Genomic DNA, 23,333 nt, shown 5'->3' on the forward strand with positions numbered 1-23,333 from the left:
CCTCTGATTTATAATATAAATCGCAAACATGTAATCAACCAAATATATCCATGTAACTAATATATTTTTTATTTACCCACCTTGCCGCTTCGCTATAACATGTGGCCGGATGTTTCAAAGAATGATAAATGATTTACACACAGGAGTGTTTATGAGTGATATGGCGTTTTGCCGTGGTTGCGGAAAGGAAATACATAAAGAAGCGGTGGCCTGCCCGCATTGCGGCGCGCCACAAAATATTGCCGGGAAGAAAAGCCGAATTTCCGCTGCGTTGTTCGCCTTCTTCTTAGGTGGTTTTGGTGCACACAAATTTTATTTAGGGAAACCAGGACAGGGGATCCTTTATCTTCTGTTTTGCTGGACCTTTATTCCGGCGATCATCTCTTTCGTCGAATTTATTATTTATCTGTGCAACTCCGATCAGGAATTTGCCCGTAAATACGGTTGAGTTTGACTCGCTGACAATCAACAAACCCCGCCCGATGCGGGGTTTGTTGTTTATAAACCGCTAATGCCATCATCGTGAACATAAGGCCTTGACCTTCCCCTTGATGGAAGGTTTAAGCTTCACTTCACTCAGTATTGAAGCACCACAACCAAGGAGATTTACCATGTCTCACACCATAGAACTAAACCTGGATGGCCTCTCCTGCGGCCATTGCGTTAAACGCGTCAAAGAGAGCCTCGAAAAACGCCCCGATGTTGAACAGGCGGATGTGACCATTGAACGCGCGGAAGTCACCGGCAGTGCCAGCGCTGACGCGTTGATCGCGACCATTAAAGAAGCCGGATATGGCGCGAGTTTAAGCCACCCAAAGGCTAAACCGCTGGCAGAGTCATCACTCCCGTCGGAAGCACTGACAGCGGCCACCCCTGAGCTTCCGGCAGCCAGCGACCTTGATGACAGCCAACAACTGCTGATCAACGGCATGAGCTGCGCCAGTTGTGTTTCCCGGGTACAAAAAGCCTTGCAGGCCGTACCGGGCGTGACGCAGGCACGGGTCAACCTGGCGGAGCGCACCGCGTTAGTCATGGGTAGCGCGCCCGCCGCTGAATTAGTCAGTGCCGTAGAGCAAGCGGGCTACGGCGCTGAAGCCATAGAAGACGATATTAAGCGCCGCGAGCGCCAGCAGGAAACCGCGCTCGCCACCATGAAGCGCTTCCGCTGGCAGGCGATTGTCGCGCTGGTGGTCGGCGTGCCAATCATGGTCTGGGGCATGATGGGTGACAATATGATGGTCACCGACAGCAACCGCGCTCTGTGGCTGTTTATCGGCCTGATTACCCTGGCAGTGATGGTTGTCGCCGGTGGGCACTTCTACTCCAGCGCGTGGAAAAGCCTGCGTAACGGCTCTGCCACTATGGATACGCTGGTGGCTCTGGGAACCGGTGCCGCCTGGCTCTATTCGATGAGCGTTAACATCTGGCCGCAATGGTTCCCGATGGAAGCCCGCCATCTGTATTACGAAGCGAGCGCGATGATTATCGGCCTGATAAATCTCGGCCATATGCTGGAAGCCCGCGCCCGCCAGCGTTCATCGAAAGCGCTGGAACGCTTACTGGATTTAACACCGCCAACCGCGCGGGTCGTTACCGACTGCGGCGAAAAAAATCTGCCGCTGGCAGAAGTACAGCCGGGAATGACATTGCGCCTTACCACCGGCGATCGCGTGCCGGTAGATGGCGAAATCAGCCAGGGCGAAGCCTGGTTCGATGAAGCGATGCTGACCGGCGAACCCGTGCCGCAGGAAAAAAGTATCGGCGAAAGCATTCACGCCGGGACGGTAGTGCAGGACGGTAGCGTGCTGTTTACCGCCAGCGCAGTCGGCAGCCACACCACGCTTTCCCGCATCATCCGGATGGTGCGTCAGGCGCAAAGCAGCAAGCCGGAAATTGGTCAACTGGCCGACCGTATTTCGGCGGTATTTGTACCGGTGGTGGTCGCTATCGCCCTATTCAGCGGCGCAATCTGGTACTTCGCTGGTCCTGCGCCGCAAATCGTTTATACGCTGGTGATCGCCACCACCGTGCTGATTATTGCCTGCCCGTGTGCGCTGGGGCTGGCAACGCCGATGTCGATTATCTCCGGCGTCGGTCGCGCCGCGGAATTTGGTGTGTTGGTGCGTGATGCCGATGCCCTGCAACGCGCCAGTACGCTGGATACGATCGTGTTTGATAAAACCGGCACCCTGACGCGCGGCAAGCCGGAAGTGGTCAGCGTGAAAACGCTGGATGGCGACGATTCGGCGGCGCTGCGTCTGGCGGCGGCGCTGGAACAAGGTTCCAGCCACCCGCTGGCGCGGGCGATCGTGGAAAAAGCGGGCAGCGATGCGCTGCCGACGGTGAATCAATTCCGCACATTACGCGGGCTGGGCGTCAGCGGTATTGTCGATGGACGCACTATATTGCTCGGCAATCAGGCTCTGCTGGCAGAGCAGAATGTGGATACCCGGGCGCTTGACGATGAGATAGCCACTCAGGCCAGTCTCGGCGCAACGCCAGTGCTGCTGGCAGTGGATGGCGTCGCCACGGCGCTGTTCGCTATTCGCGATCCGCTGCGCGATGACAGTGTGGAAGCCCTGCAACGCCTGCACCGCGCCGGTTATCGCCTGGTGATGCTTACCGGTGATAATCCCATTACAGCCAACGCGATTGCCAAAGAGGCCGGTATTGATGAGGTGATTGCCGGTGTTCTGCCTGATGGCAAAGCCGAGGCGATCAAAAACCTGCAACAGCAGGGCCGCCAGGTGGCAATGGTGGGTGATGGCATAAACGACGCGCCCGCGCTGGCACAGGCCGATGTCGGGATCGCCATGGGCGGCGGCAGCGATGTCGCCATTGAAACTGCCGCGATTACGTTGATGCGCCATAGCTTGCTGGGCGTGGCTGATGCGCTGGCGATTGCCAAAGCGACGCTGCGCAATATGAAGCAAAACCTGCTGGGAGCGTTTGTCTATAACTCGCTGGGTATTCCAATTGCAGCCGGAATTCTCTGGCCGCTGACCGGCACTTTACTCAACCCGGTTGTGGCGGGTGCGGCAATGGCGCTCTCCTCCATTACGGTGGTCAGCAACGCCAACCGTCTGCTGCGTTTTAAACCTCACCAGTAGTCAGCAAATGTTACCCCGCCTTTCAGGCGGCGGGGTTTGCACCTTGCAGCCTGCCGCGTTAGCATGGGATTTTCTCCCGGAAAGCGCGTATGACTCTGTTTCAACGATTGAAAAACTTCTTTCTCGCGCTTCGTGTGCGCCGCTACCGCTGGCCAGCAATGGATATCACGCTGCCTGGCGGCCAGCATCTGCACCTGGTCGGCAGTATTCATATGGGCACCTATGGTATGTCGCCGCTGCCGGAATTGCTGCTGCAAAAACTGCGTCATGCCGACGCGCTGATCGTCGAAGCGGACATTGCCGGTTCCGATTCCCCTTTTGATAACCTTCCTCCCGCTGCGCCGCTCGAAGAGCGCCTGAATCCCCAACTCCTGAGCCAGCTTGAGCAGACGCTGCAAACCCTTTCGCTGTCGCGCGAGGAGTTTGAACAGCGCCCGGCCTGGCATATCGCGCTGGTGCTGCAGGCTACCCAGGCTCAACGGTTGGGGCTGCGCCCGGAGTATGGCGTCGATTATCAACTGTTGCAGGAGGCCCAGCAGCACCAGGTCAGCGTACTGGAACTGGAAGGCACCACCAGCCAGTTGGATATTCTGCGCCAGTTACCCGATGACGGCATCGAACTGTTACAGGACACCTTAACGCACTGGCATGAAAATGCGCGCCTGTTACAGGTGATGATGAGCTGGTGGCTGGAAACGCCGCCTGCCGCAGAACTGCTCAGCTTACCGTCAACCTTCAGCCAGCCGCTGCATGATGTTCTGATGCATCAGCGTAATCAGGCGTGGTGCGATCGCCTGTTCGCGCTGCCGCCGGGGCGTTATGTGGTGGCAGCCGGCGCTCTTCATCTCTATGGCGATGGCAATCTTCCTGCGCTGCTGCAACAACGGATGGCGCAATAGCGCAAGATGGTACTATTTTTGTTGAGGCACACAGGCGTATGCTTATGGCGTGAAATGACTGTGGTAAGAAGGATTTGCTATGACTCCCGCCGTGAAATTACTCGAAAAAAACAACATCTCTTTTCAGGTGCATACTTACGATCACGATCCCAACGAAACCAATTTTGGCGATGAAGTGGTGCGCAAGCTGGGGCTGAATGCCGATCAGGTCTATAAAACGCTGCTGGTGGCGATTAACGGCGATATGAAACATCTGGCCGTAGCGGTTACGCCGGTCGCCGGTCAACTGGATTTGAAAAAGGTCGCCAAAGCGCTGGGGGCAAAAAAAGTGGATATGGCTGATCCGATGGCCGCACAGCGCAGCACCGGGTATCTGGTGGGCGGCATCAGCCCGCTGGGCCAGAAAAAGCGCCTGCCGACGCTGATTGACGCACCCGCGCAGGAATTCGCCTCGATTTACGTTTCCGGCGGCAAACGCGGGCTGGATATTGAACTGGCGGCGAGCGATCTGGCAAAAATGCTGGACGCGAGATTTGCCGATATCGCCCGCCGCGATTAACGCTTATGAGCTGGTTACTGCCAGCTCACTTCCCCTTTCGGTTCGAAAGCAGCCGCATCCAGCGGCGAGTTTTTCTGAATAAACTCTTTCAGCACTTCAGCATCGATAAAACCGGTATTCACATAGCCCGCTTTATCATCAAGACGCGGATAACCGTCCCCGCCGGTGGCGTTGAAACTTAACGTTGCCAGGCGGTATGTTTTCGCTGTATCAACCGGTTCACCTTTGATCTTCAGATCGTTTAGCTTGCCATCTTTCGCGACAAAACTAACGTTGGCAAACTGCGGATAGGCACCGGAATCCGGCTTCATCTGCGCCACAGCAGTGAGATAATCCGTCAGCTCTTTGCCGGTCAGCGTGGCGTAAACCAGCGTGTTGCCGAACGGCTGCACTTTCAGCACATCTTTATAGGTGATGTCGCCCGCTTCAATGGAATCACGCACGCCGCCGCCGCTCATTACCGCCAGATCCGCGCCGGTACGTGCCATTTGCGCAGCCAGAATCACCCGCGCCAGGTTGGTTTGCACAAAACGGACTTTGCTGCGATCCCCTTCCAGGTGACCGTTGGTGTTGCCGATTTTCACCTCCAGTTGCGCTTTGCCTCTGTTCTGGAACGGCGTCAGCAGCGACAACATCTGCGGGTTTTCAGCGATTTCCGGCGTGTAGAGTACGCGCTCACTTTTGCCGTTATCGTAGGTAACTTTCTTCTTCAGGTTGACCGGAATCAGCTGATAGCGCACCAGTTTCATCTCACCGTTGCGGAACTGGAAATCGGCGCGGCCAACGTATTTGCCCCATTCATGGGCCTGAACAATCCAGATACCGTTCTGCTGATCGGGCGCGCACGGCGTTCCCGGCACGTAATCAACCTGCTTTTTATTCTCGGAAGCCATGCACACAGGATCTTGTGAGTGACCACCCACAATCATCGCCAGCGCCCCTTTCGGCAGGCTGCGCGCCATCTCCACATCGCCCGGCGCATTCGAGCCGTGTTCGCCATTGTCGTAATGGCCCATATGAGTGGTGGCGATGATCACGTCTGGTTTTTCGTTCTGCTGAAGTTCCTGAATTACCAGCTTCGCTTCTTCAGCAGGCTTACGGAATTCGATGTCGGTGAAAAACTCCGGGTTGCCGATTTTGGCAGTGTCATCGGTGGTTAAACCGATCACGGCAATCTTCAGCCCCTGGCGATTAAAAATCATCCACGGCTTAAACAGACGCTCGCCGGTGCTTTTTTGATAAATATTGGCGGAGAGGAACGGGAACTTCGCCCACTTCTCCTGCTGACGCAGAACACTGAGCGGGTTATCGAATTCATGGTTGCCGACCGCCATAGCGTCATAACCAATCAGGTTCATGCCGCGAAAATCCGGTTCAGCATCCTGTAAATCAGATTCAGGTACGCCTGTATTGATGTCGCCGCCGGAGAGCAGTAGTACGCTGCCACCTTCGGCCGCCACCTCTTTACGAATGCCGTCCACCAGCGTCTTTTGCGCCGACAGCCCATATTCGCCGTAATCACTGCGCCAGAAGTGGCCGTGGTGATCGTTGGTATGCAGGATGGTGACGTTATAAGTTTTGTCCTGCTCGTATGCCTGCACCTGCCAGCTTGCCATGCCCATCGTTGCCAGCAGCGCCAACGTGGTGCTCTTTGGTAGCCAATTCATGCTTCTCTCCCTGACCCATTGATAAAAACCCGAAATTACAATGCTGAACAATAATAGACAAATATGTTTTCAGCATTGCGACTTCCTTCAAAGCATCCACGCAGGTAATGTCAGGCAGATAACAATTACCGTTCTTCTTTCCTCTTCTGACAAAACATACGTGGTATTTATGGCAATCAGTGAAACGTCGCAGACTCCTCCGGTCGCGCGCACCTCGTTCGGTATTCTTGGCGCCATCAGCCTTTCGCACCTGCTTAACGATATGATCCAGTCGCTGCTGCTGGCGATTTACCCGCTGTTGCAGGCCGATTTTTCCCTGTCATTTGTGCAGATTGGATTTATCACCCTCACTTTCCAGGTCGCCTCCTCGCTGCTGCAACCGGTGGTCGGTTACTGGACAGACAAACATCCAATGCCGTGGTCGCTGCCCATTGGCATGTGTTTTACCCTTAGCGGGCTGGTGCTGCTGGCGCTGGCGGGTAATTTTACAACGGTACTGATTGCCGCCGCGCTGGTCGGCACCGGCTCTTCGGTGTTCCACCCGGAATCGTCGCGCGTGGCGCGGATGGCTTCTGGCGGCCGTCATGGGCTGGCGCAATCCATTTTTCAGGTTGGCGGCAATTTTGGCGCCTCGCTCGGCCCGTTGCTGGCGGCGGTGATCGTTGCGCCTTACGGTAAAGGCAACGTCGCCTGGTTTGTGTTGGCCGCCCTGCTGGCGATCATCGTGCTGATGCAGGTGAGCCGCTGGTACGCAGCCCAGCACCGCGTGAACAAAGGGAAAAAGATAGCTGCGGTGAATAATCCGCTGCCACGCAACAAAGTAGTACTGGCGGTCTGCATCCTGCTGATTCTGATTTTCTCTAAATACTTCTATATGGCGAGTATCAGCAGCTATTTCACCTTTTATCTGATGCACAAGTTTGATTTATCCGTGCAAAACGCGCAGATGCATCTGTTTATCTTCCTGTTTGCGGTTGCCGCTGGCACCGTTATCGGCGGGCCTTTGGGCGATAAGATCGGCAGAAAATATGTGATTTGGGGCTCTATCCTCGGCGTTGCCCCTTTCACGCTGGTTTTACCGTATGCATCGCTATTCTGGACCGGAATTTTGACGGTGATAATTGGTTTTGTTCTTGCATCGGCTTTCTCCGCCATTCTGGTCTATGCCCAGGAGCTGTTGCCAGGCCGTATCGGCATGGTTTCCGGGCTGTTTTTTGGTTTCGCCTTCGGTATGGGAGGGCTTGGCGCTGCGGTGCTGGGGCTGGTTGCCGATCACAGCAGCATCGATTTGGTCTACAAAATATGTGCTTTCCTGCCATTACTCGGGATTCTGACGATATTCCTGCCCGATAACCGCCCACAACATTGATTTCTTAGCGGCCAAAACCCCTCTTTGGCCGCTGCTTTCTGTTGCCTCTCCTCGCCTGCCGCGCGATTTCTGTTATGGATGACCCTGTTGCACCTTTTTTTCTGCCAAATTGCCATTTTCTTCATAATTCAACAATTATTCATAAACATACTGGCGAAAATTGTCATAAACTGTAACTCAGTTAACGGTCATCGACCGTGGGATCCACGCATCAACGAAAGGAGACGGAATGCATCACGCCACACCGCTTATCACCACCATTGTCGGCGGCCTTGTACTGGCCTTTATTCTCGGCATGCTTGCCAATAAATTGCGAATTTCTCCTCTGGTGGGCTACTTGTTAGCGGGTGTGCTGTCCGGGCCATTTACGCCGGGCTTTGTCGCCGATACTCAACTGGCGCCCGAACTGGCGGAATTAGGCGTGATTCTGCTGATGTTCGGCGTTGGGCTGCACTTCTCTTTAAAGGATTTGATGGCGGTAAAGTCGATCGCCATTCCCGGAGCGATAGCGCAAATTGCCGTCGCGACGCTGCTGGGTATGGCGCTTTCCGCACTGCTTGGCTGGTCTCTTATGACCGGTATCGTGTTTGGATTATGTCTTTCCACCGCCAGTACGGTGGTATTGCTGCGCGCGCTTGAGGAGCGGCAGCTTATCGACAGCCAGCGCGGGCAAATCGCCATCGGCTGGCTGATTGTTGAAGATCTGGTGATGGTGCTGACACTGGTGCTGCTGCCTGCCGTCGCCGGGATGATGGAAAAAGGCAACGTTGGGCTGGCATCGCTGGCGCTGGATATGAGCATCACCATCGGTAAAGTAGTGGCCTTTATCGCCATTATGATGCTGGTTGGCCGCCGTCTGGTACCGTGGATCATGGCGCGTAGCGCCGCAACCGGTTCGCGCGAGCTGTTTACTCTCTCTGTGCTGGCGCTGGCGCTCGGCATCGCCTTTGGCGCCGTCGAGCTGTTTGATGTCTCCTTCGCCCTTGGCGCGTTCTTCGCCGGTATGGTGCTGAATGAATCCGAACTCAGTCACCGGGCTGCGCACGACACTCTGCCGCTGCGCGATGCGTTTGCGGTGCTGTTCTTTGTCTCCGTCGGCATGTTGTTCGACCCAATGGTTCTGATCGAACAACCGCTGGCAGTGCTCGGTACGCTGGCGATCATCATTTTCGGCAAATCGGTGGCTGCCTTCTTCCTGGTGCGCCTGTTTGGCCACTCGCCGCGCACCGCACTGACCATTGCCGCCAGCCTGGCGCAGATTGGTGAATTTGCCTTTATTCTGGCGGGCCTGGGGATGTCGCTGGGACTGCTGCCGCAGGCCGGGCAAAACCTGGTGCTGGCAGGCGCGATCCTGTCGATTATGCTTAACCCGGTGCTGTTTACGCTGCTGGAGAAGTACCTCGACAAAACCGAGACGCTGGAAGAGCAAACGCTGGAAGAAGCCATCGAAGAAGAGAAGCAGATCCCGGTGGATATCTGCAACCATGCGTTGCTGGTTGGGTTTGGCCGCGTCGGTAGCCTGCTGGGCGAGAAACTGATGGCGCAGGGCATTCCGCTGGTGGTGATTGAAACCTCGCGCACCCGGGTGGATGAGTTGCGCGAGCGCGGGATCCGCGCCGTACTGGGCAATGCCGCCAATGAAGAGATCATGAATCTGGCGCATCTCGACTGCGCCCGCTGGCTGCTGCTGACCATTCCGAATGGTTACGAAGCCGGGGAAATTGTTGCGACTGCGCGTGAGAAATGCCCGGACATTGAAATCATTGCCCGCGCGCATTATGACGACGAAGTGGATTACATTACCGAGCGCGGCGCCAATCAGGTGGTGATGGGTGAACGCGAAATCGCCAATACCATGCTGAGGCTGCTGGAGAAACCGCCGGTTGAAGAAGCGGTGACGGGGTAAACCAACGGCTTTAATTGCCGGATGGCGCTACGCTTATCCGGCCTGTGAGCCTGAATGCCCGGTGATGTTTCGCTTGCCGGGCCTGCATATCAATACCGGTTTTGTCGGCCGGATAAGGCAACGCCGCTATCCGGCAAAACCCGTGAAATCAACGCTCCCAGTACGCCTCTTCGAGGCTGTCTTCCCGCTCCGGCAGGCCACGGGTTAAGCGCGGCGAATGCTGGTTCAGCACCTGATAGCTCACGCGGTTGGCGTATTTGCATACCTGCGCCAGCGACGAATAGGTCAGCCAGTTGAATTTATGTTTGCTGGAATTCGGCACATTAGTGCGGTGGTAATTGTTCGCCGTAATGTCGTGCAACAGCGCCGCCAGTGCGCCATCTCCCGCGCCATTGGTGTTCATGATCTTCTCAGGCCCGCCCATGTAGGGGGCTATGTGCGAGTAGATACGCAGCGGGTTCTGGCAATCTTTATGGCGTATCGCCCGGCTGAACTCATACTGGTTGAACTCGGCAATCGCTCCCGGCAGCAGCGGATGCTGGGTTTTGCGCTTCGCATCCTCTTCGGTAAAACCGGCCATATACAGGCCAACTGGCCCGGCAGTGCAGAGCACCAGATCCACCCAGTCAAGCGCTTTATCGGCAGCCAGCAGCGGGTCGCTTTCACCGGTCAGCGCGTGGCCTTCCTCTTCGTTCATCGCCAGAATCGAGACATTCTCTTTGAGAAAATCGCGCCACCACTGCGGGTTATCGGCAATCACATATTTAGTGCCCAGCGTCAGCACCACCGGCACGTTATGCTTTTTGGCATAGGCTACGGCTTGCAGAGTGGCGTCCGGCATCGGCTCGCCAGGGTTGCAACGCACCAGATATGAAGAGAGCACCAGCCCAGACGCGCCCGCAATCACCGATTCCGGGATGCTCTCCGGGCGAAGCTGGTTCATCTGCCCGGGGCTAATAGCAAACGTCCGCTCGCCGCTGTCGCTGATCAGCGTGAAGCAACGACCAATCGCGCCATCCACGCCTTGCAGGTAGTTCAGATCGGTACGGCTGGAGGTATTGCACAAATAACGGTAGGCGTAGCTGCCGATTTTCACGTTGTCGCACATCACGCCGAGCAACACCGAACGGTCATCAGCCAGCACCGAGTAGTTATGCATGGTGTTACCAATCGTGCCGCCGGCAAACTGGTGGGTGATCAGACCGTTGCTCACCAGCTCCTGGTACAATGCTTCGGCCACATCATCGGCGATCACCAGAGAATGCCCGGCGCTCAGGCCATAACGCGCGATAAACGCATCGTCCACTTTCGCCTCGATATCCACCAGCGTCTGATCGATACCGACCACCCAGCAGGTGCCAACTTCATTTTCTGGCTGGATTTGTTGCAATAACGGGTCGCGGGCGTTAACGGGAAAATAGTGTTTGGATTTACGTTTACCGGGAAATTTCATGGGTTGTAATAAGCGCTGAACATACGGGCTGTGAATGTTAACACATTCTCAGCCCGCCGGGCGATCAGCGATATTTGGCCGTCAGGTTGACCATCATCTCGATATGCTCTGGCGAATCATTCAGCGCCGGTATGTATTCATACTTCTCACCGCCAGCCTCAAGGAAAAACTCACGGTTTTGCACCGCGATCTCCTCCAGCGTCTCCAGGCAATCTGCAGCAAAACCTGGCGACATCACCTGAATATGTTTCACCCCTTTCTCGCCCAGCATTTTCAGCGTTTCATCGGTGTACGGCGTCAGCCACGGTTCGCGGCCAAAGCGCGACTGGAAGGTCATCATCACTTTTTCCGGTGGCAGATCGAGTGCCGAAACCAGTTCACGCGTGGTATCACGGCAGCGCTGCGGGTAGTCGTCCCCTTCTGCCGCGTAACGCTGTGGAATGCCGTGATAAGAGAGCAGCAGCAGATCCGGCTCACCGTGCTTTGCAAAAGAGGCGCGCGCGCTGTTTGCCAGCGCCGTAATGTAATCCGAATCGTCGGCATAATCGCGGATAAAGGAGATGCCGGGGATATGGCGTTTCTTCGCCAGAATTCGCGCCAGTTCGTCCCATACCGCCGCCACCGTTGAGCAGGAGTATTGCGGATAGAGCGAGAGCACCACAATATGGTCAACGTCCTGTTCCAGCAAGGCCTCCACGGCGCTTTCCAGCGATGGGGAACCGTAACTCATGCCGAGCGCCACGGGAACGTCCGGCAACCGCGCCGCCAGCGCCCGCTGCTGCCTGCGGCTGTAAACCATCAGCGGCGAACCTTCTTCCATCCAGACGGACTGATAGAGTTTTGCCACGCGCGGTGAACGAATCGGCAGGATCACACCGCGTAATAGCGGCCACCACAGCAAGCGCGACGTATCAACAACGCGTCTGTCGCTTAAAAACTGCCGCAGATAACGTTTTACTGCTGCCGGAGTGGGTGCATCGGGGGTGCCAAGATTGGCAAGCAGGATGCCGGTTTTCGCCTGACTCATTCACGCCTCTTAACCTTTTGAATGGTTGGTAATTGTAGCGTAAAAGCGTTTAAACGGAACCAATTGCAGCGAAAGGTAAGATGAGAAATATTCTCACCCGGAGGGCTCCGGGTGAGAAAACGCGATTAGCCGAGGATTTTTTCCAGCTCTGCGCGTACATCGGCAACGGCTTTGGTGCCGTCCACTTTAGCGTATTTGGTGTTACCCGCCTGCGCTTCTTTCTGATAGTAACCAATCAGCGGCGCGGTCAACTGATGGTATTCCACCAGACGTTTACGCACGGTCTCTTCCTGATCGTCTTTACGCGTGGTCAGCTCTTCGCCGGTCACGTCGTCTTTGCCTTCTACTTTCGGCGGATTGAATTTGATGTGATAAACACGACCGGAAGCGGCGTGTACGCGACGACCTACGATACGGTCAACGATCAGCTCATCCGGAACATCGAATTCCAGTACGAAATCCACGGCGATGCCAGCTTCTTTCATGGCATCCGCTTGCGGAATGGTACGCGGGAAACCGTCCAGCAGGAAACCGTTACGGCAATCTTCCTGGGCGATACGCTCTTTCACCAGCGCGATAACCAGCTCGTCGGTCACCAGTTTGCCCGCGTCCATGATGTCTTTCGCCTGTTTGCCCAGTTCGCTGCCAGATTTAACAGCCGCGCGCAGCATGTCACCAGTAGAGATTTGCGGAATACCGTATTTCTCCATGATGAACTGAGCCTGAGTTCCTTTACCCGCGCCCGGAGCGCCAAGCAGAATAATACGCATTGCGAAAATCCCCTCAAAAGTTGGTCCAATTTTTCAAAAGCGTTAAAAGATACCACCAGAACGAGTATCGCTCAAGGAAGCCGGGCTGGCTGAAACGGTTAATGAGAGAGATTACTTCGGGGAGTACCCCTCTCGCGTGAAACGAGAGGGGTAAGGTCAGACTAAAAACAGAAACTTAGGCAATCAGCAACTGATTCATACGACGGATGAACTGGTTCGGATCTTCCAGCGTGCCGCGTTCGGCAAACAGCGCCTGATCCAGCAACAGCTCAACCCACTGGCTGAACTGGCTGTCATCCTGGGTTTCCGCAGCACGTTTCACCAACGCGTGATCCGGGTTCAGTTCAAAGATGTATTTTACTTCCGGCGCATTCTGACCAGCAGCCGCGAACAGTTTCGCCATCTGCGTGCTCATCTCGTCGGCATCGGTTACTACTACCGCTGGCGTTTCAGTCAGACGATGAGTCAGGCGCACCTCTTTCACGCGATCGCCAAGCAGGGTTTTCACGCGCTTAACAAACGGTTCGAGCGCTTTTTCTGCCTCTTTCGCGCTTTCATCCACTTCGTCGGCCAGTTTTTCCAGCGACGCATCAGCTTTCGCCACGGACTGGAACGGTTTGCCGTCGAATTCGGTCAGGTAGCTCATCATCCATTCGTCGATGCGATCGGAAAGCAGCAGCACTTCGATACCTTTCTTACGCAGCAGTTCCAGATGCGGGCTGCTCTTCGCCGCAGCGTAACTGTCTGCGGTAATGAAGTAGATCTTCTCCTGGCCTTCTTTCATGCGCGACACGTACTCTTCCAGCGACACGGTCTGCGCAGAAGAGTCATTGTGTGTAGAGGCAAAGCGCAGCAATTTGGCAATCGCTTCCAGGTTGGCGCTGTCTTCACCAGCCCCTTCTTTCAGCACCAGGCCGAACTGTTGCCAGAACGTCTGGTATTTTTCTGCGTCATCTTTCGCCAGTTTATCGAGCATTTGCAGCACGCGTTTGGTCAGCGCGGTACGCAGATTACGCGTGACGCTGCTGTCCTGCAGAATTTCGCGCGAAACGTTGAGCGGCAGATCGCTGGAATCCACCAGGCCACGAACAAAGCGCAGGTAGTTCGGCATGAACTGTTCGGCTTCGTCCATGATAAATACACGCTGCACGTAGAGCTTCAGGCCGTGTTTATGATCGCGGTTCCACAGATCCCACGGCGCCTGCGACGGGATATAAAGCAGGCTGGTGTACTCCTGCTTCCCTTCGACGCGGTTGTGGCTCCAGGTCAGCGGATCGGTAAAGTCGTGGGCGATATGTTTGTAGAACTCGTTGTATTCGTCGTCTTTGATTTCAGACTTGTTGCGCGTCCACAGCGCCTGCGCTTTGTTGATCTTCTCCCAGGAAACCACGGTTTCGCCGTCTTTCTCTTCCTGTTTTTCGATCTCTACCGGCAGAGCGATATGGTCGGAATATTTGCTGATAATGGAACGCACGCGCCAGTCATTGAGGAAATCATCTTCCCCTTCGCGCAGATGCAGCGTGATTTCCGTCCCGCGATCGGCTTTGGTGATATCGGCGACGGTGTATTCGCCCGCGCCTTCAGATTCCCAGAAAACGCCGTTTTCTGCGCTCTCACCCGCCGCGCGGGTACGCACAGTCACTTTATCCGCGACGATAAACGCCGAGTAGAAACCGACGCCGAACTGACCAATCAACTGGCTATCTTTGGCCTGATCGGAGCCCATTGATTCGAGAAACGCTTTAGTGCCAGATTTGGCGATGGTGCCCAGATGGTCGATAACTTCATCGCGGGTCATACCGATACCGTTATCGGCGATGGTCAGCGTACGCTTTTCTTTATCGAAAGAGACGCGGACATGCAGTTCACCGTCGCCTTCGTAGAGATCCGGGTTGGACAGCGCGCGGAAACGCAGTTTGTCCGCCGCATCTGAGGCGTTGGAGATCAGCTCACGCAGGAAGATTTCTTTGTTCGAATAGAGAGAATGGATCATCAGGTGCAGAAGCTGTTTAACTTCAGACTGAAAACCGCGAGTTTCTTGTCCTTTCATTGGGAAAACCTCAACAATGCCATTTACAAGGTAAAAAGTGCGTTGAGGGGGAAGTGGGGACAGGGGCGGGAATTTTCAAGCGGAGGCAAAAATTTCTGCCTCCGTTTGGTTAAAAACGAATCTTGTGACGACCGGCCAGTGAGTGCGACAGCGTGGTGCCGTCAACCATCTCCAGCTCACCGCCCACCGGCACACCGTGCGCGATGCGGCTGGCTTCCACGCCATATTGCGCGCAAAGCTCCGCAATATAGTTAGCCGTTGCCTCACCTTCCACCGTCGGGTTGGTGGCGAGGATCACTTCCTGGAGTTTTTCTGCGGCCAGGCGCTGCTCAAGCCGGTCGAGACCGATATCATCCGGCCCGATACCGTCCAGCGGCGACAGATGCCCCATCAGCACAAAGTAGCGCCCCGAGAATTGCCCGGTTTGCTCGATGGCATAAATATCCGCCGGGCTTTCCACCACACAGATTTGACCGTTTTCCTGGCGCCGCGGGTTGCTGCATATATTGCACACTTCCTGCTCGGTAAAGGTACGGCAATCGGCGCAGTGGCCGATTTCCGACATTGCCCGGGTGAGCGCCTGCGCCAGCCGCATACCGCCGCTGCGATCGCGCTGCAACAGCGTAAACGCCATGCGCTGCGCCGACTTCGGGCCAACGCCCGGCAGGCAGCGCAGTGCTTCCATAAGCTGCGTTAACAGCGGACTGGTCTGCATCAGAACGGCATCTTAAAGCCTGGCGGCAGAGACATGCCGGAGGAAACAGAAGCCATTTTCTCTTTCTGGGTCTCATCGATACGGCGCGCAGCATCGTTAAATGCAGCGGCGACCAGATCCTCCAGCATCTCTTTGTCGTCTTCCAGCAGGCTCGGATCGATCTCCACGCGACGGCAGTTATGCGCGCCGTTGATGGTCACTTTCACCAGGCCTGCGCCTGATTCGCCGGTCACTTCCAGCTGTGCGATCTCTTCCTGCATTTTCTGCATTTTTTCTTGCATCTGCTGGGCCTGTTTCATCAGGTTGCCCAGACCGCCTTTTCCAAACATAGGCTTCTCTCTTTAGCTGTGGTGACCGACCAGAGCGATAAGTCACATTCAGGGTTGAAAACGGAAAGCCGCAGCTTGCCGTCAAAGGGGACGAATACTCTCTTCATCCAGATCCGCATCGAAAAACCGTTGCAGCGTCTGAATGTTGCTATCCGCAATAATTGCCTCACGCGCCTGCGCGAGCTTTTCCTCATAGATTGCCTGACGCCACTCCAGCGGCGTACGCACTGCCGGATTATCATCTTCAATGATAGTCAGTTCAACCGTCGAACCGTGCAATTCGCTAAGCGCGTCGCTAAGCGCCTTCTGTGCGCCCTGCGAATTCAGGTGACGCTGCGAGCTGCGCAGATGCAGACACCAGCGATCGCCCTCCTGCTCTTTCCAGGCATTCAGCGCCACCTGCTCAACCAGTTTCGGCAATTTTAGCTGGCTGACCTCTTTCGCCCAGGCATCACGTTCAATCGCCTCTTCCGCCAGCTTTTTCGCCAGCTCCGGCGTTTTCTCGTGTTCCAGCGCCTTTTTCAGCGCTTTGGGCGTGGCAACAACCTCTTTTGTCTCGGTGACAACAGTGGTTGCTTTCCAGCGGTAAGCCTCTTTTTTGGCTGGAGCCTGTTCCAGCGCCGAAGGCACCGGGCGCGACTGCACGCGCTCGGTGACCGAAGCCAGGCGCTCCAGCGCGGCATTACTCACCGGCCGCGCGCGGGTTGCGGCTGCCGGTTCACTCTTTTTTGCTTTGTCTGCTCCCTGAGCGCGTTGCAGTTGCCTGCGCGCCGCCAGCACCGAGCTGGTTGATTCGGGCAGCGGTGCGTCGTTCTGCACTGGTGCCGCCGACGGTTGAGCCTGCGGCGCGGGCGGAACCTGCTGCGGTGACATCACGGCGGTGGGCGCCACGGGGGCGAAGGATTGCTGAGGCACTTCTGGCGCCGGTAACGGCGCACGCGGATGGAATGCCAGCGCACGCAGCAGCGTCATTTCAACGCCCATGCGGCGGTCCGGCGCATAAGGCAGTTCTTTACGGCCAATCAGCAGCGTCTGATAGTAAAGCTGCACATCGGTGGGTGGAACGGTGCGGGCCAGTTCACGCAGACGCTGCTCAATCGGGGCCATGTCGCTGCCGAGCGCCGCAGGCGTCAGCTGTACCATGGCGATACGGTGCAGCAGCGTTTGCATCTCCAGCAGTAAGGCTTCCCATTCGACGCCGCGCGATGCAGCCTCGTTCACCAGCCCCATAGCGCGTTCACCGTCAGCGGCAACCACCGCTTCAACTAATGAAAGCGCCTGGTCGTCATTCAGCGTGCCAAGCATGGAGCTGACCACCGCCGCAGAGAGCTGCCCGTTGCCGCTGGCAATCGCCTGATCGGTCAGGCTCAGCGCATCGCGCAGGCTGCCGTCAGCCGCACGCGCCAGCAGTTGCAGCGCACGGGGTTCATGTTCAATCTTCTCGTCAGTAAGAATGTGCTCAAGCTGACTGCGGATCTGTTCAACATCCAGTGCTTTCAGGTGGAACTGAAGGCAACGGGAAAGAATGGTCACCGGCAGTTTTTGCGGATCGGTGGTCGCCAGCAGGAATTTGACGTGCTCAGGCGGCTCTTCAAGCGTTTTCAACAGCGCGTTAAAGCTGTGACGCGAGAGCATATGCACTTCGTCAATCAGATAGACTTTGAAACGCCCGCGCGCCGGGGCGTACTGCACGTTATCCAGCAGATCGCGGGTATCTTCGACTTTGGTACGCGACGCGGCGTCGATCTCAATTAAATCGACAAAGCGGCCCTGCTCAATTTCGCGGCAGTTATCACACACGCCGCACGGCGTTGCGGTGATGCCGGTTTCGCAGTTCAGCCCCTTCGCCAGCAGACGGGCGATAGAAGTTTTGCCGACGCCGCGGGTGCCGGAGAACAGATACGCATGATGAATGCGTCCTGATGATAAGCCGTTCGCCAGTGCGGTCAGCACATGCTCCTGGCCGACGACGTCAGCAAAAGTTTGCGGTCGCCATTTTCGGGCTAAGACCTGATAACTCATTGGCAGGCTCTGAAACGCTGGAAGGTGGATTTACGAAGGGATAATGCTAACACAGCACATGCTGTTAATGCACTTCATCCCTCAGGCGCAGGCCTGAAGGATGAGGAGACGGACATGGCATTAATGTCCCGGGAACGGCACCAGGCTGTAGCACTTAACACCCTGTTTTTCGAGGCGTTGTTCACCGCCAAGATCGAACAGATTAATGATGAATGCCGCGTCGGTCACTTCACCGCCCAGACGGCGAATCAGTTTCACTGTGGCTTCAATAGTGCCGCCGGTTGCCAGCAGATCGTCGACCACCAGCACTTTATCGCCCGGCTTGATCGCATCAACATGGATCTCTAACTGGTCAGTACCGTACTCAAGCTCATAGCTCTCGGCGATGGTTTCACGCGGCAGTTTACGCGGCTTACGCACCGGCACAAAGCCAACGCCCAGCCCCAGCGCAACCGGTGCGCCGAACAGGAAGCCACGCGCTTCGGTTCCCACTACTTTGGTTACGCCAGCGTTTTTATAACGCTCAACCAGCAATTCAATGCTAAGAGAGTACGCTTGCGGATCTTCCAGCAAACTGGTGACATCACGGAACAGAATGCCCGGCTTCGGGTAATCCTGAATGCTTTTGATGCTGTTTTTAAGAAATTCAAGCTGCTGCGCAGTCGCTGTCATGGATTTTTGCCTGATAGAAACGGTATTACTCACGGTACACGCGTTTACAGTTTATGTAACCACTGATTAACGTTTAATCAGCCGTACCCGTGCTCGAAAACGCCCGAATTTACTGACTGTGCGCCACAATTGCAACTGTCATTGCTGTGGTTTATGGTTTTTGTTGTTTTGCATCAATCACCGGAATACGCCACATAAATAGCAGCAGACCGGCCAGAATCACCAACAACAACACGCGTACCCACCACATCTTCACCAGATACAGAGAAACGGCAAAGGTCAACAGAATCACCGCAATGGCGCGCGGCTTCGCGCCAGGCGGCATTGCACGGTACGTTTGCCAGTGCCGCAGATAGCCGCCAAACCAGGAACGGTAAAGCAGCCAGTGATGAAAACGCGGCGATGAGCGCGCAAAACACCACGCCGCCAGCAGAATAAACGGCGTTGTCGGCAGGAGCGGTAGTACCACGCCAAGCGTACCAAGCACTACCGCCAACCAGCCAATGATGAGTAAAATAGTCCGTTGCATAGCGCGCTTCATCAGCAAAATGAACGGTTAATGTAACAGACTGATATTTACCGGGGGAAGAGACGTGAAAAACGCCGCGCTTTTAAACATGCTGGAGCAGCAACTGGGCAAATTACGCCAGTTGGCCGCGCCGCTGGCGCAGCATACGACGATCAGCGCGCGTTTTGATCGCCAGCTTTTCCAGACCCGCAGCACGCTGATGCAGTCCTGTCTGGATGAGGCGGCGGCCAATCTGGCGGCGCTGCGCCGCGCTGTGGAGGGCAACCATCTGGAGCAGGTTGCCTGGCTGGCGGAACGCCTGACCGCGCAAGTCGCCGCTCTCACACGTGAAAGCGCCGTCTGGCCGCTGCGCGAATGGGATCATGCATCGCCAGGTATTGCACGCTGGCAACGCAGGCGTTTGCAGCATCAGGAGTATGAGCGTCGTCTGCTGGCGATGAAACAGGAGCGCGAGCAACGCTTGAACGCCGTCAACACGCTGGTCGAACAGCAGCAACGACATAAAGAAGTAGAGGCTCTGGCCGGCAGGCTCGCCCGTTGCCGCCAGGCGCTGGATAATATTGAGCGCGTGCTGGCACGCTTAACCCGCTAAATAGAGGAGAGAGAATGTCGCTGGAAAACGCCCCGGAGGAGGTCAAACTGGCCGTGGATCTGATCATGTTGCTGGAACAACATGAGATTGCGCCAGACGTCGTGCTGAAAGCGCTGGAGATCGTCAAACGGGATTTTGAGAAGAAACTTGAGGAGTGATCCCCTCCCCGGCGGGGAGAGGATCGACAGGATTTACCTCGCCTGAGAAGGCGTCGGATCGTCGCCTTTCAGTTCGCGCTTAACTTCAGTCAGCTCATCACCTTTGCCATTGCGCAGGTGGACTTCGAGCTGGTTAAAGGCGATATCAATATTGTTTTCGCGGCACAGCTTGTCGATGGTGCGGTTCAGTTCATCAACCGTGTAGCTGCGATCGCGCAGTTCGCGCACATACAGACGCAGTTCATGATCCAGCGTGCTGGCGCCAAAAGTGGTGAAGAACACCGCCGGCTCCGGATCGTGCATCACTTTTGGATGATCCATCGCGGCTTTCAGCAGCACTTTTTTCACTTTATCCAGATCGGACCCGTACGCCACGCCGAGGCGGATCACCACGCGGGTGATGGTATCGGAGAGCGACCAGTTGATCAGACGCTCGGTAACAAACGCCTTGTTCGGAATGATCACCTCTTTACGGTCAAAGTCGGTAATGGTGGTCGCACGGATGCGGATCTTACTGACCGTTCCGGAGAAGGTGCCGATGGTCACGGTATCGCCGATACGCACCGGGCGTTCGAACAGGATAATCAGACCGGAGACAAAGTTACCGAAAATTTCCTGTAAGCCGAAACCTAAACCAACCGACAGCGCCGCCGCCAGCCATTGCAGTTTATCCCACGAAACGCCCAGCGAGCCGAATACCGTCAACGCCCCGACGGCGATGATGACGTAGTTCAGGATCGTCGTCACGGCATACGAAGAGCCCTGCCGCATATTGAGCCTGGAGAGGATCAATACCTCCAGCAAGCCCGGCAAGTTGCGGATTAGCGCCCAGGCCACAACAAAAACAATCACCGCAAATAGCAAACTGCCAAGGGTTACGCTCTTCATTACCGCAGCGCCAGCTTCGGTGCCGTTGTAGTGCCACAGCGTGATGCTGTCGAGGTAGGCAAATACAGTGATCAGATCTGACCAAATCGCCCAGAACATCACGCCAAACAGCGCGACCATCACCAGCATCGTAATACGCAGGGTTTGCTGGTTCACCTGTTCCAGCGCGATGCTCGGCTCTTCCTGCGGCTCAGCGCCTTCGGCCCCCTCTTTCACCATATTCTGCCGACGCGCCAGCGCACGGCGATAGGCAATACGTCGGGCGGCCACGCTGAGGCCACGCAGAACCGTCTGGTAAAGCAGATTCCAGATAATCACCAGATAGACGGTTTCAATCCAGCGCCCGGAAAGACGCAGCGTGGTATAGAAATACCCCGTCGCGGTCAGCACCATCAGCGCGATCGGCACGATGGCCAGCACGGTGATGGTTGCCAGGCGAATGGAGTGAGACTCCTTGTCGCGCCAGCTTTCGCGGGACATCGGCCAGACCAGGCAGGTGATCACCAGCAGATTCAGCAGGATAACAAACTGCCCCAGCACGTCATCCATCAGATGCAGCGGAGAGAGTTCAGAAACGACCGACCAGAAGTGCAGCGGCAACAGCGCCAGGCTGATACGCACAATTTGCCGCCGCCAGTGACTGGTAAGCTGGGCGGGCATATTAAAGTGGCTGACAGCGACACCGTCTTTCTCCAGCACTTTCCAGCACAGGCCGAAGACAAGCCAGAATAATGCCAGTTTTTTACTGAATGCCCACAGCAACTCGCTGACGTTAAGCTGCATAGTCAGCAGAATCAGGCCAATTGCCAGAATAATCAGGCACACCGGCAGCGCGCGGATAAGATCGATCAGAATCGCTTTCGGCGTATGCAACTGACTGTCGTTACGCAGTTGCCCAACCTGCGCCGCCAGCTTCGCCTGATAATCTTTCAGCCAGCGCAGACGCCAGCGGATAAGCCCGGCGATCAGCAGCAACGGTAGCCCTGCAAGGAACGCGATGGCTACCGCAGGCCAGGCTTTCTCCCAGTTGCCGGTGATCTTCATGGATTTGATTTGGTCATGCAGCGCCTGCGGGAAGGATTTGATCCAGTCCCAGTCCATTGGCTTATTGCTGTTCACCCAGAAGATCTGCTGCGTCAGAATTTCCTGCAGGCTTTTCGACACGCTCATCAGCTGCTGCTGGTTAACTTGCAGGTTGATGGCCATCATCAACTGAGTGCCCAGCTGTTTATTCAGTTGATCGAGCAGTTCACGGCGCATATCCACAACCTGCAACAGCGCGTCATGTACTTCATCGTTGACTTCACTGGAATGACCTTCCTCCAGTTTGGCGACAAAGGTATCGCTCTGGAACAGCGCATCACGCTGCTGGTTGATTTCAAACTGTTCAAGACGCAGATCCGCAATGCGGTTGGTCATGTCTTGCAGCTCATCCGCCGACGGCAATGTCTGCTGTTGCTGATACAAAATACGCGACAGCAACAGGCTGCCTTTCAGCACCGAGATCTGTTCTTTAACATTACGTTCGGATTGCAGGGCGCGGTCGAGCCAGTTTTTCACCTTAATATTCTGCTGCACCAGCGAGTTGCCATTCTCCGTGGCGGCAATCAACTTCTGGCTTAGCTGATGGTTAACATCCAGCTCCTGTTTCACCAGCGGATTGGCCTGAATGCGCGACGTTTCATCCGGCGTTACCGCTTCCTGTGCCGTCTTTTCCGTCAGTGTCAGACGCTTGCTGTTCACCGCTTCCTGCAACAACTGCAACTGATGCTCAAGGCGGTTGCTGTTCGCCGTCACGTAATCGCGTTGTTTTTGCAGCGTATCCTGTAATGTGGTGTTGCCTTCAAGGCTTTTGCGCAGTTGCTCGATCTGCGCATTCAACAACGCCTGTTGCACCTGCAACAGAGTTTGTTGCGTAGGACGCAGCGCGCCCTCGCCTGCCGCGGTGCCGTTCAGACGATTGCGGATCTGCTGCAACTGCTGGGAAGCGGAGTACATGGAGTTTTGTACACGCTCGGGCTGCGTTTGCAGCGAGACCAGTTGGCTGTTGTAGTTCGATAAATCGTTCTGGGCAGACTGTAAATCTTCCAGCAATTGTGAGATGCGGGATTCCAACTGGCGCAAGGAGAGCGAAGCCAGCGTTTTACGCGTTTCGTCGTCGTTATCTTTATCACTCAGCGCGTTCAGGGCATCGGTCGCCTGCCGCAATTTATCCGGCGCCTGGGCAATTTTTTGCTTCAGCAGCGCGGTTTCTTGCTTCACGCGGTCGATTTTGTCGAGCGTGTCCAGCGTCTCGGTCAAATCCTGAATAACCAGTTTGTCCTGCGCGGTATGATTTTTTTGTTTGTTTAGCGTATCAAGCTGGCTTTGTATGTCGCTGCGGGAAGGTAAATCGTTCGTGGTCTGCGCAAGGGCGGCGTTACTCACCAGGCTTGCGAAGAGAAGGAACAGTGCGGCGGCAAAAGCGGCGAGCGTGTTTCGCGTGCGGTAGTTGTGCAACATAATTTGAGCGATCGTTTTCTGTACGGGAAAGGCGGCCGGAATGGCCGCGAACGCAAGAATATCACGCCGTTATGCAACAACCTAGAAAAGTGACTCGCCTCCAGGATAAATCCTGG

At 55.8% G+C, this 23,333-nt stretch carries 19 protein-coding genes and 1 other annotated feature; of the genes, 8 read left to right on the forward strand and 11 right to left on the reverse strand.

Translation table 11 applies throughout. From position 1 onward, the window contains the following. Positions 1-151: 151 nt before the first annotated feature. The 4 genes from CWM66_RS06655 to ybaK all read left to right on the forward strand — a co-directional run bounded on the left by CWM66_RS06655 (position 152) and on the right by ybaK (position 4,568). Entirely contained in the window at positions 152-448 is a 297-nt protein-coding gene (locus tag CWM66_RS06655) for a TM2 domain-containing protein (RefSeq protein WP_007373606.1), read from the forward strand. Between the two features lie 163 nt (positions 449-611). Beyond that, positions 612-3,110, forward strand: a complete 2,499-nt coding sequence (gene copA, locus CWM66_RS06660) for a copper-exporting P-type ATPase CopA (protein ID WP_107146395.1) — start codon at positions 612-614, stop codon at positions 3,108-3,110. 89 nt (positions 3,111-3,199) lie between these two features. After that, positions 3,200-4,009: a TraB/GumN family protein gene (locus CWM66_RS06665; protein ID WP_007373604.1), complete on the forward strand. Its 810-nt coding sequence runs from the start codon at positions 3,200-3,202 to the stop codon at positions 4,007-4,009. A gap of 79 nt (positions 4,010-4,088) precedes the next feature. Beyond that, positions 4,089-4,568 (forward strand): Cys-tRNA(Pro)/Cys-tRNA(Cys) deacylase YbaK, encoded by a 480-nt coding sequence (ybaK, locus tag CWM66_RS06670; RefSeq protein ID WP_107146396.1) that lies wholly within the window; start codon positions 4,089-4,091, stop codon positions 4,566-4,568. 14 nt (positions 4,569-4,582) lie between these two features. Here the strand turns inward: ybaK and ushA are convergent, their stop codons facing one another. Next, the gene (gene ushA, locus CWM66_RS06675; RefSeq protein ID WP_071920343.1) at positions 4,583-6,235 is read right to left on the reverse strand and encodes a bifunctional UDP-sugar hydrolase/5'-nucleotidase UshA; all 1,653 of its coding nucleotides are present in this window, start codon (positions 6,233-6,235) and stop codon (positions 4,583-4,585) included. Between the two features lie 169 nt (positions 6,236-6,404). Here ushA and CWM66_RS06680 point away from each other — a divergent pair, with 169 nt between their 5' ends. Together CWM66_RS06680 and ybaL are read left to right on the forward strand one after the other, a co-directional pair. Continuing rightward, the gene (locus CWM66_RS06680) at positions 6,405-7,604 is read left to right on the forward strand and encodes an MFS transporter (RefSeq protein ID WP_007373601.1); all 1,200 of its coding nucleotides are present in this window, start codon (positions 6,405-6,407) and stop codon (positions 7,602-7,604) included. Positions 7,605-7,833: 229 nt separating this feature from the next. Further along, on the forward strand, positions 7,834-9,510 hold the full coding sequence (gene ybaL / locus CWM66_RS06685) for a YbaL family putative K(+) efflux transporter (protein ID WP_007373600.1): 1,677 nt from the start codon (positions 7,834-7,836) through the stop codon (positions 9,508-9,510). A 148-nt stretch (positions 9,511-9,658) separates the two neighbouring features. Here ybaL and CWM66_RS06690 read toward each other — a convergent pair whose 3' ends face one another. The 9 genes from CWM66_RS06690 to CWM66_RS06735 all read right to left on the reverse strand — a co-directional run bounded on the left by CWM66_RS06690 (position 9,659) and on the right by CWM66_RS06735 (position 19,077). Then, entirely contained in the window at positions 9,659-10,963 is a 1,305-nt protein-coding gene (locus CWM66_RS06690) for an inosine/guanosine kinase (RefSeq protein ID WP_107146397.1), read from the reverse strand. A gap of 64 nt (positions 10,964-11,027) precedes the next feature. Then, entirely contained in the window at positions 11,028-11,990 is a 963-nt protein-coding gene (hemH, locus tag CWM66_RS06695) for a ferrochelatase (protein WP_107146398.1), read from the reverse strand. 125 nt (positions 11,991-12,115) lie between these two features. Beyond that, on the reverse strand, positions 12,116-12,760 hold the full coding sequence (gene adk / locus CWM66_RS06700; RefSeq protein WP_007373597.1) for an adenylate kinase: 645 nt from the start codon (positions 12,758-12,760) through the stop codon (positions 12,116-12,118). Positions 12,761-12,935: 175 nt separating this feature from the next. After that, positions 12,936-14,810 carry a molecular chaperone HtpG gene (htpG, locus tag CWM66_RS06710; RefSeq protein ID WP_107146399.1) on the reverse strand — a complete coding sequence of 625 codons (1,875 nt, stop codon included), beginning with the start codon at positions 14,808-14,810 and terminating at the stop codon, positions 12,936-12,938. A 109-nt stretch (positions 14,811-14,919) separates the two neighbouring features. Continuing rightward, the gene (gene recR / locus CWM66_RS06715; RefSeq protein ID WP_007373595.1) at positions 14,920-15,525 is read right to left on the reverse strand and encodes a recombination mediator RecR; all 606 of its coding nucleotides are present in this window, start codon (positions 15,523-15,525) and stop codon (positions 14,920-14,922) included. Beyond that, positions 15,525-15,854 (reverse strand): YbaB/EbfC family nucleoid-associated protein, encoded by a 330-nt coding sequence (locus CWM66_RS06720; protein WP_007373594.1) that lies wholly within the window; start codon positions 15,852-15,854, stop codon positions 15,525-15,527. Before CWM66_RS06720 ends, recR begins: the two co-directional genes overlap by 1 nt. An 81-nt stretch (positions 15,855-15,935) precedes the next feature. After that, complete coding sequence (dnaX, locus tag CWM66_RS06725) at positions 15,936-17,876, reverse strand: DNA polymerase III subunit gamma/tau (protein ID WP_090397421.1); 1,941 nt, start codon at positions 17,874-17,876, stop codon at positions 15,936-15,938. Next, positions 16,539-16,603: a sequence feature (DnaX frameshifting element), on the reverse strand. (Overlaps the previous gene by 65 nt.) 120 nt (positions 17,877-17,996) lie before the next feature. Continuing rightward, positions 17,997-18,548 (reverse strand): adenine phosphoribosyltransferase, encoded by a 552-nt coding sequence (gene apt / locus CWM66_RS06730; RefSeq protein WP_071920340.1) that lies wholly within the window; start codon positions 18,546-18,548, stop codon positions 17,997-17,999. A gap of 151 nt (positions 18,549-18,699) precedes the next feature. Continuing rightward, entirely contained in the window at positions 18,700-19,077 is a 378-nt protein-coding gene (locus tag CWM66_RS06735; protein WP_007373591.1) for a DUF454 family protein, read from the reverse strand. A 64-nt stretch (positions 19,078-19,141) separates the two neighbouring features. Between CWM66_RS06735 and priC the strand changes: the two genes are divergently transcribed. Continuing rightward, the gene (priC, locus tag CWM66_RS06740; protein WP_107146400.1) at positions 19,142-19,669 is read left to right on the forward strand and encodes a primosomal replication protein N''; all 528 of its coding nucleotides are present in this window, start codon (positions 19,142-19,144) and stop codon (positions 19,667-19,669) included. A gap of 14 nt (positions 19,670-19,683) precedes the next feature. Next, positions 19,684-19,827, forward strand: a complete 144-nt coding sequence (rsmS, locus tag CWM66_RS06745; RefSeq protein WP_007373589.1) for a pleiotropic regulatory protein RsmS — start codon at positions 19,684-19,686, stop codon at positions 19,825-19,827. Positions 19,828-19,860: 33 nt separating this feature from the next. Here rsmS and mscK read toward each other — a convergent pair whose 3' ends face one another. Then, on the reverse strand, positions 19,861-23,217 hold the full coding sequence (gene mscK / locus CWM66_RS06750) for a mechanosensitive channel MscK (RefSeq protein ID WP_079516843.1): 3,357 nt from the start codon (positions 23,215-23,217) through the stop codon (positions 19,861-19,863). Between the last annotated feature and the right edge of the window lie 116 nt (positions 23,218-23,333).

The organism is Kosakonia sp. H7A (assembly GCF_003028445.1).
Taxonomy (GTDB): domain Bacteria; phylum Pseudomonadota; class Gammaproteobacteria; order Enterobacterales; family Enterobacteriaceae; genus Kosakonia; species Kosakonia radicincitans.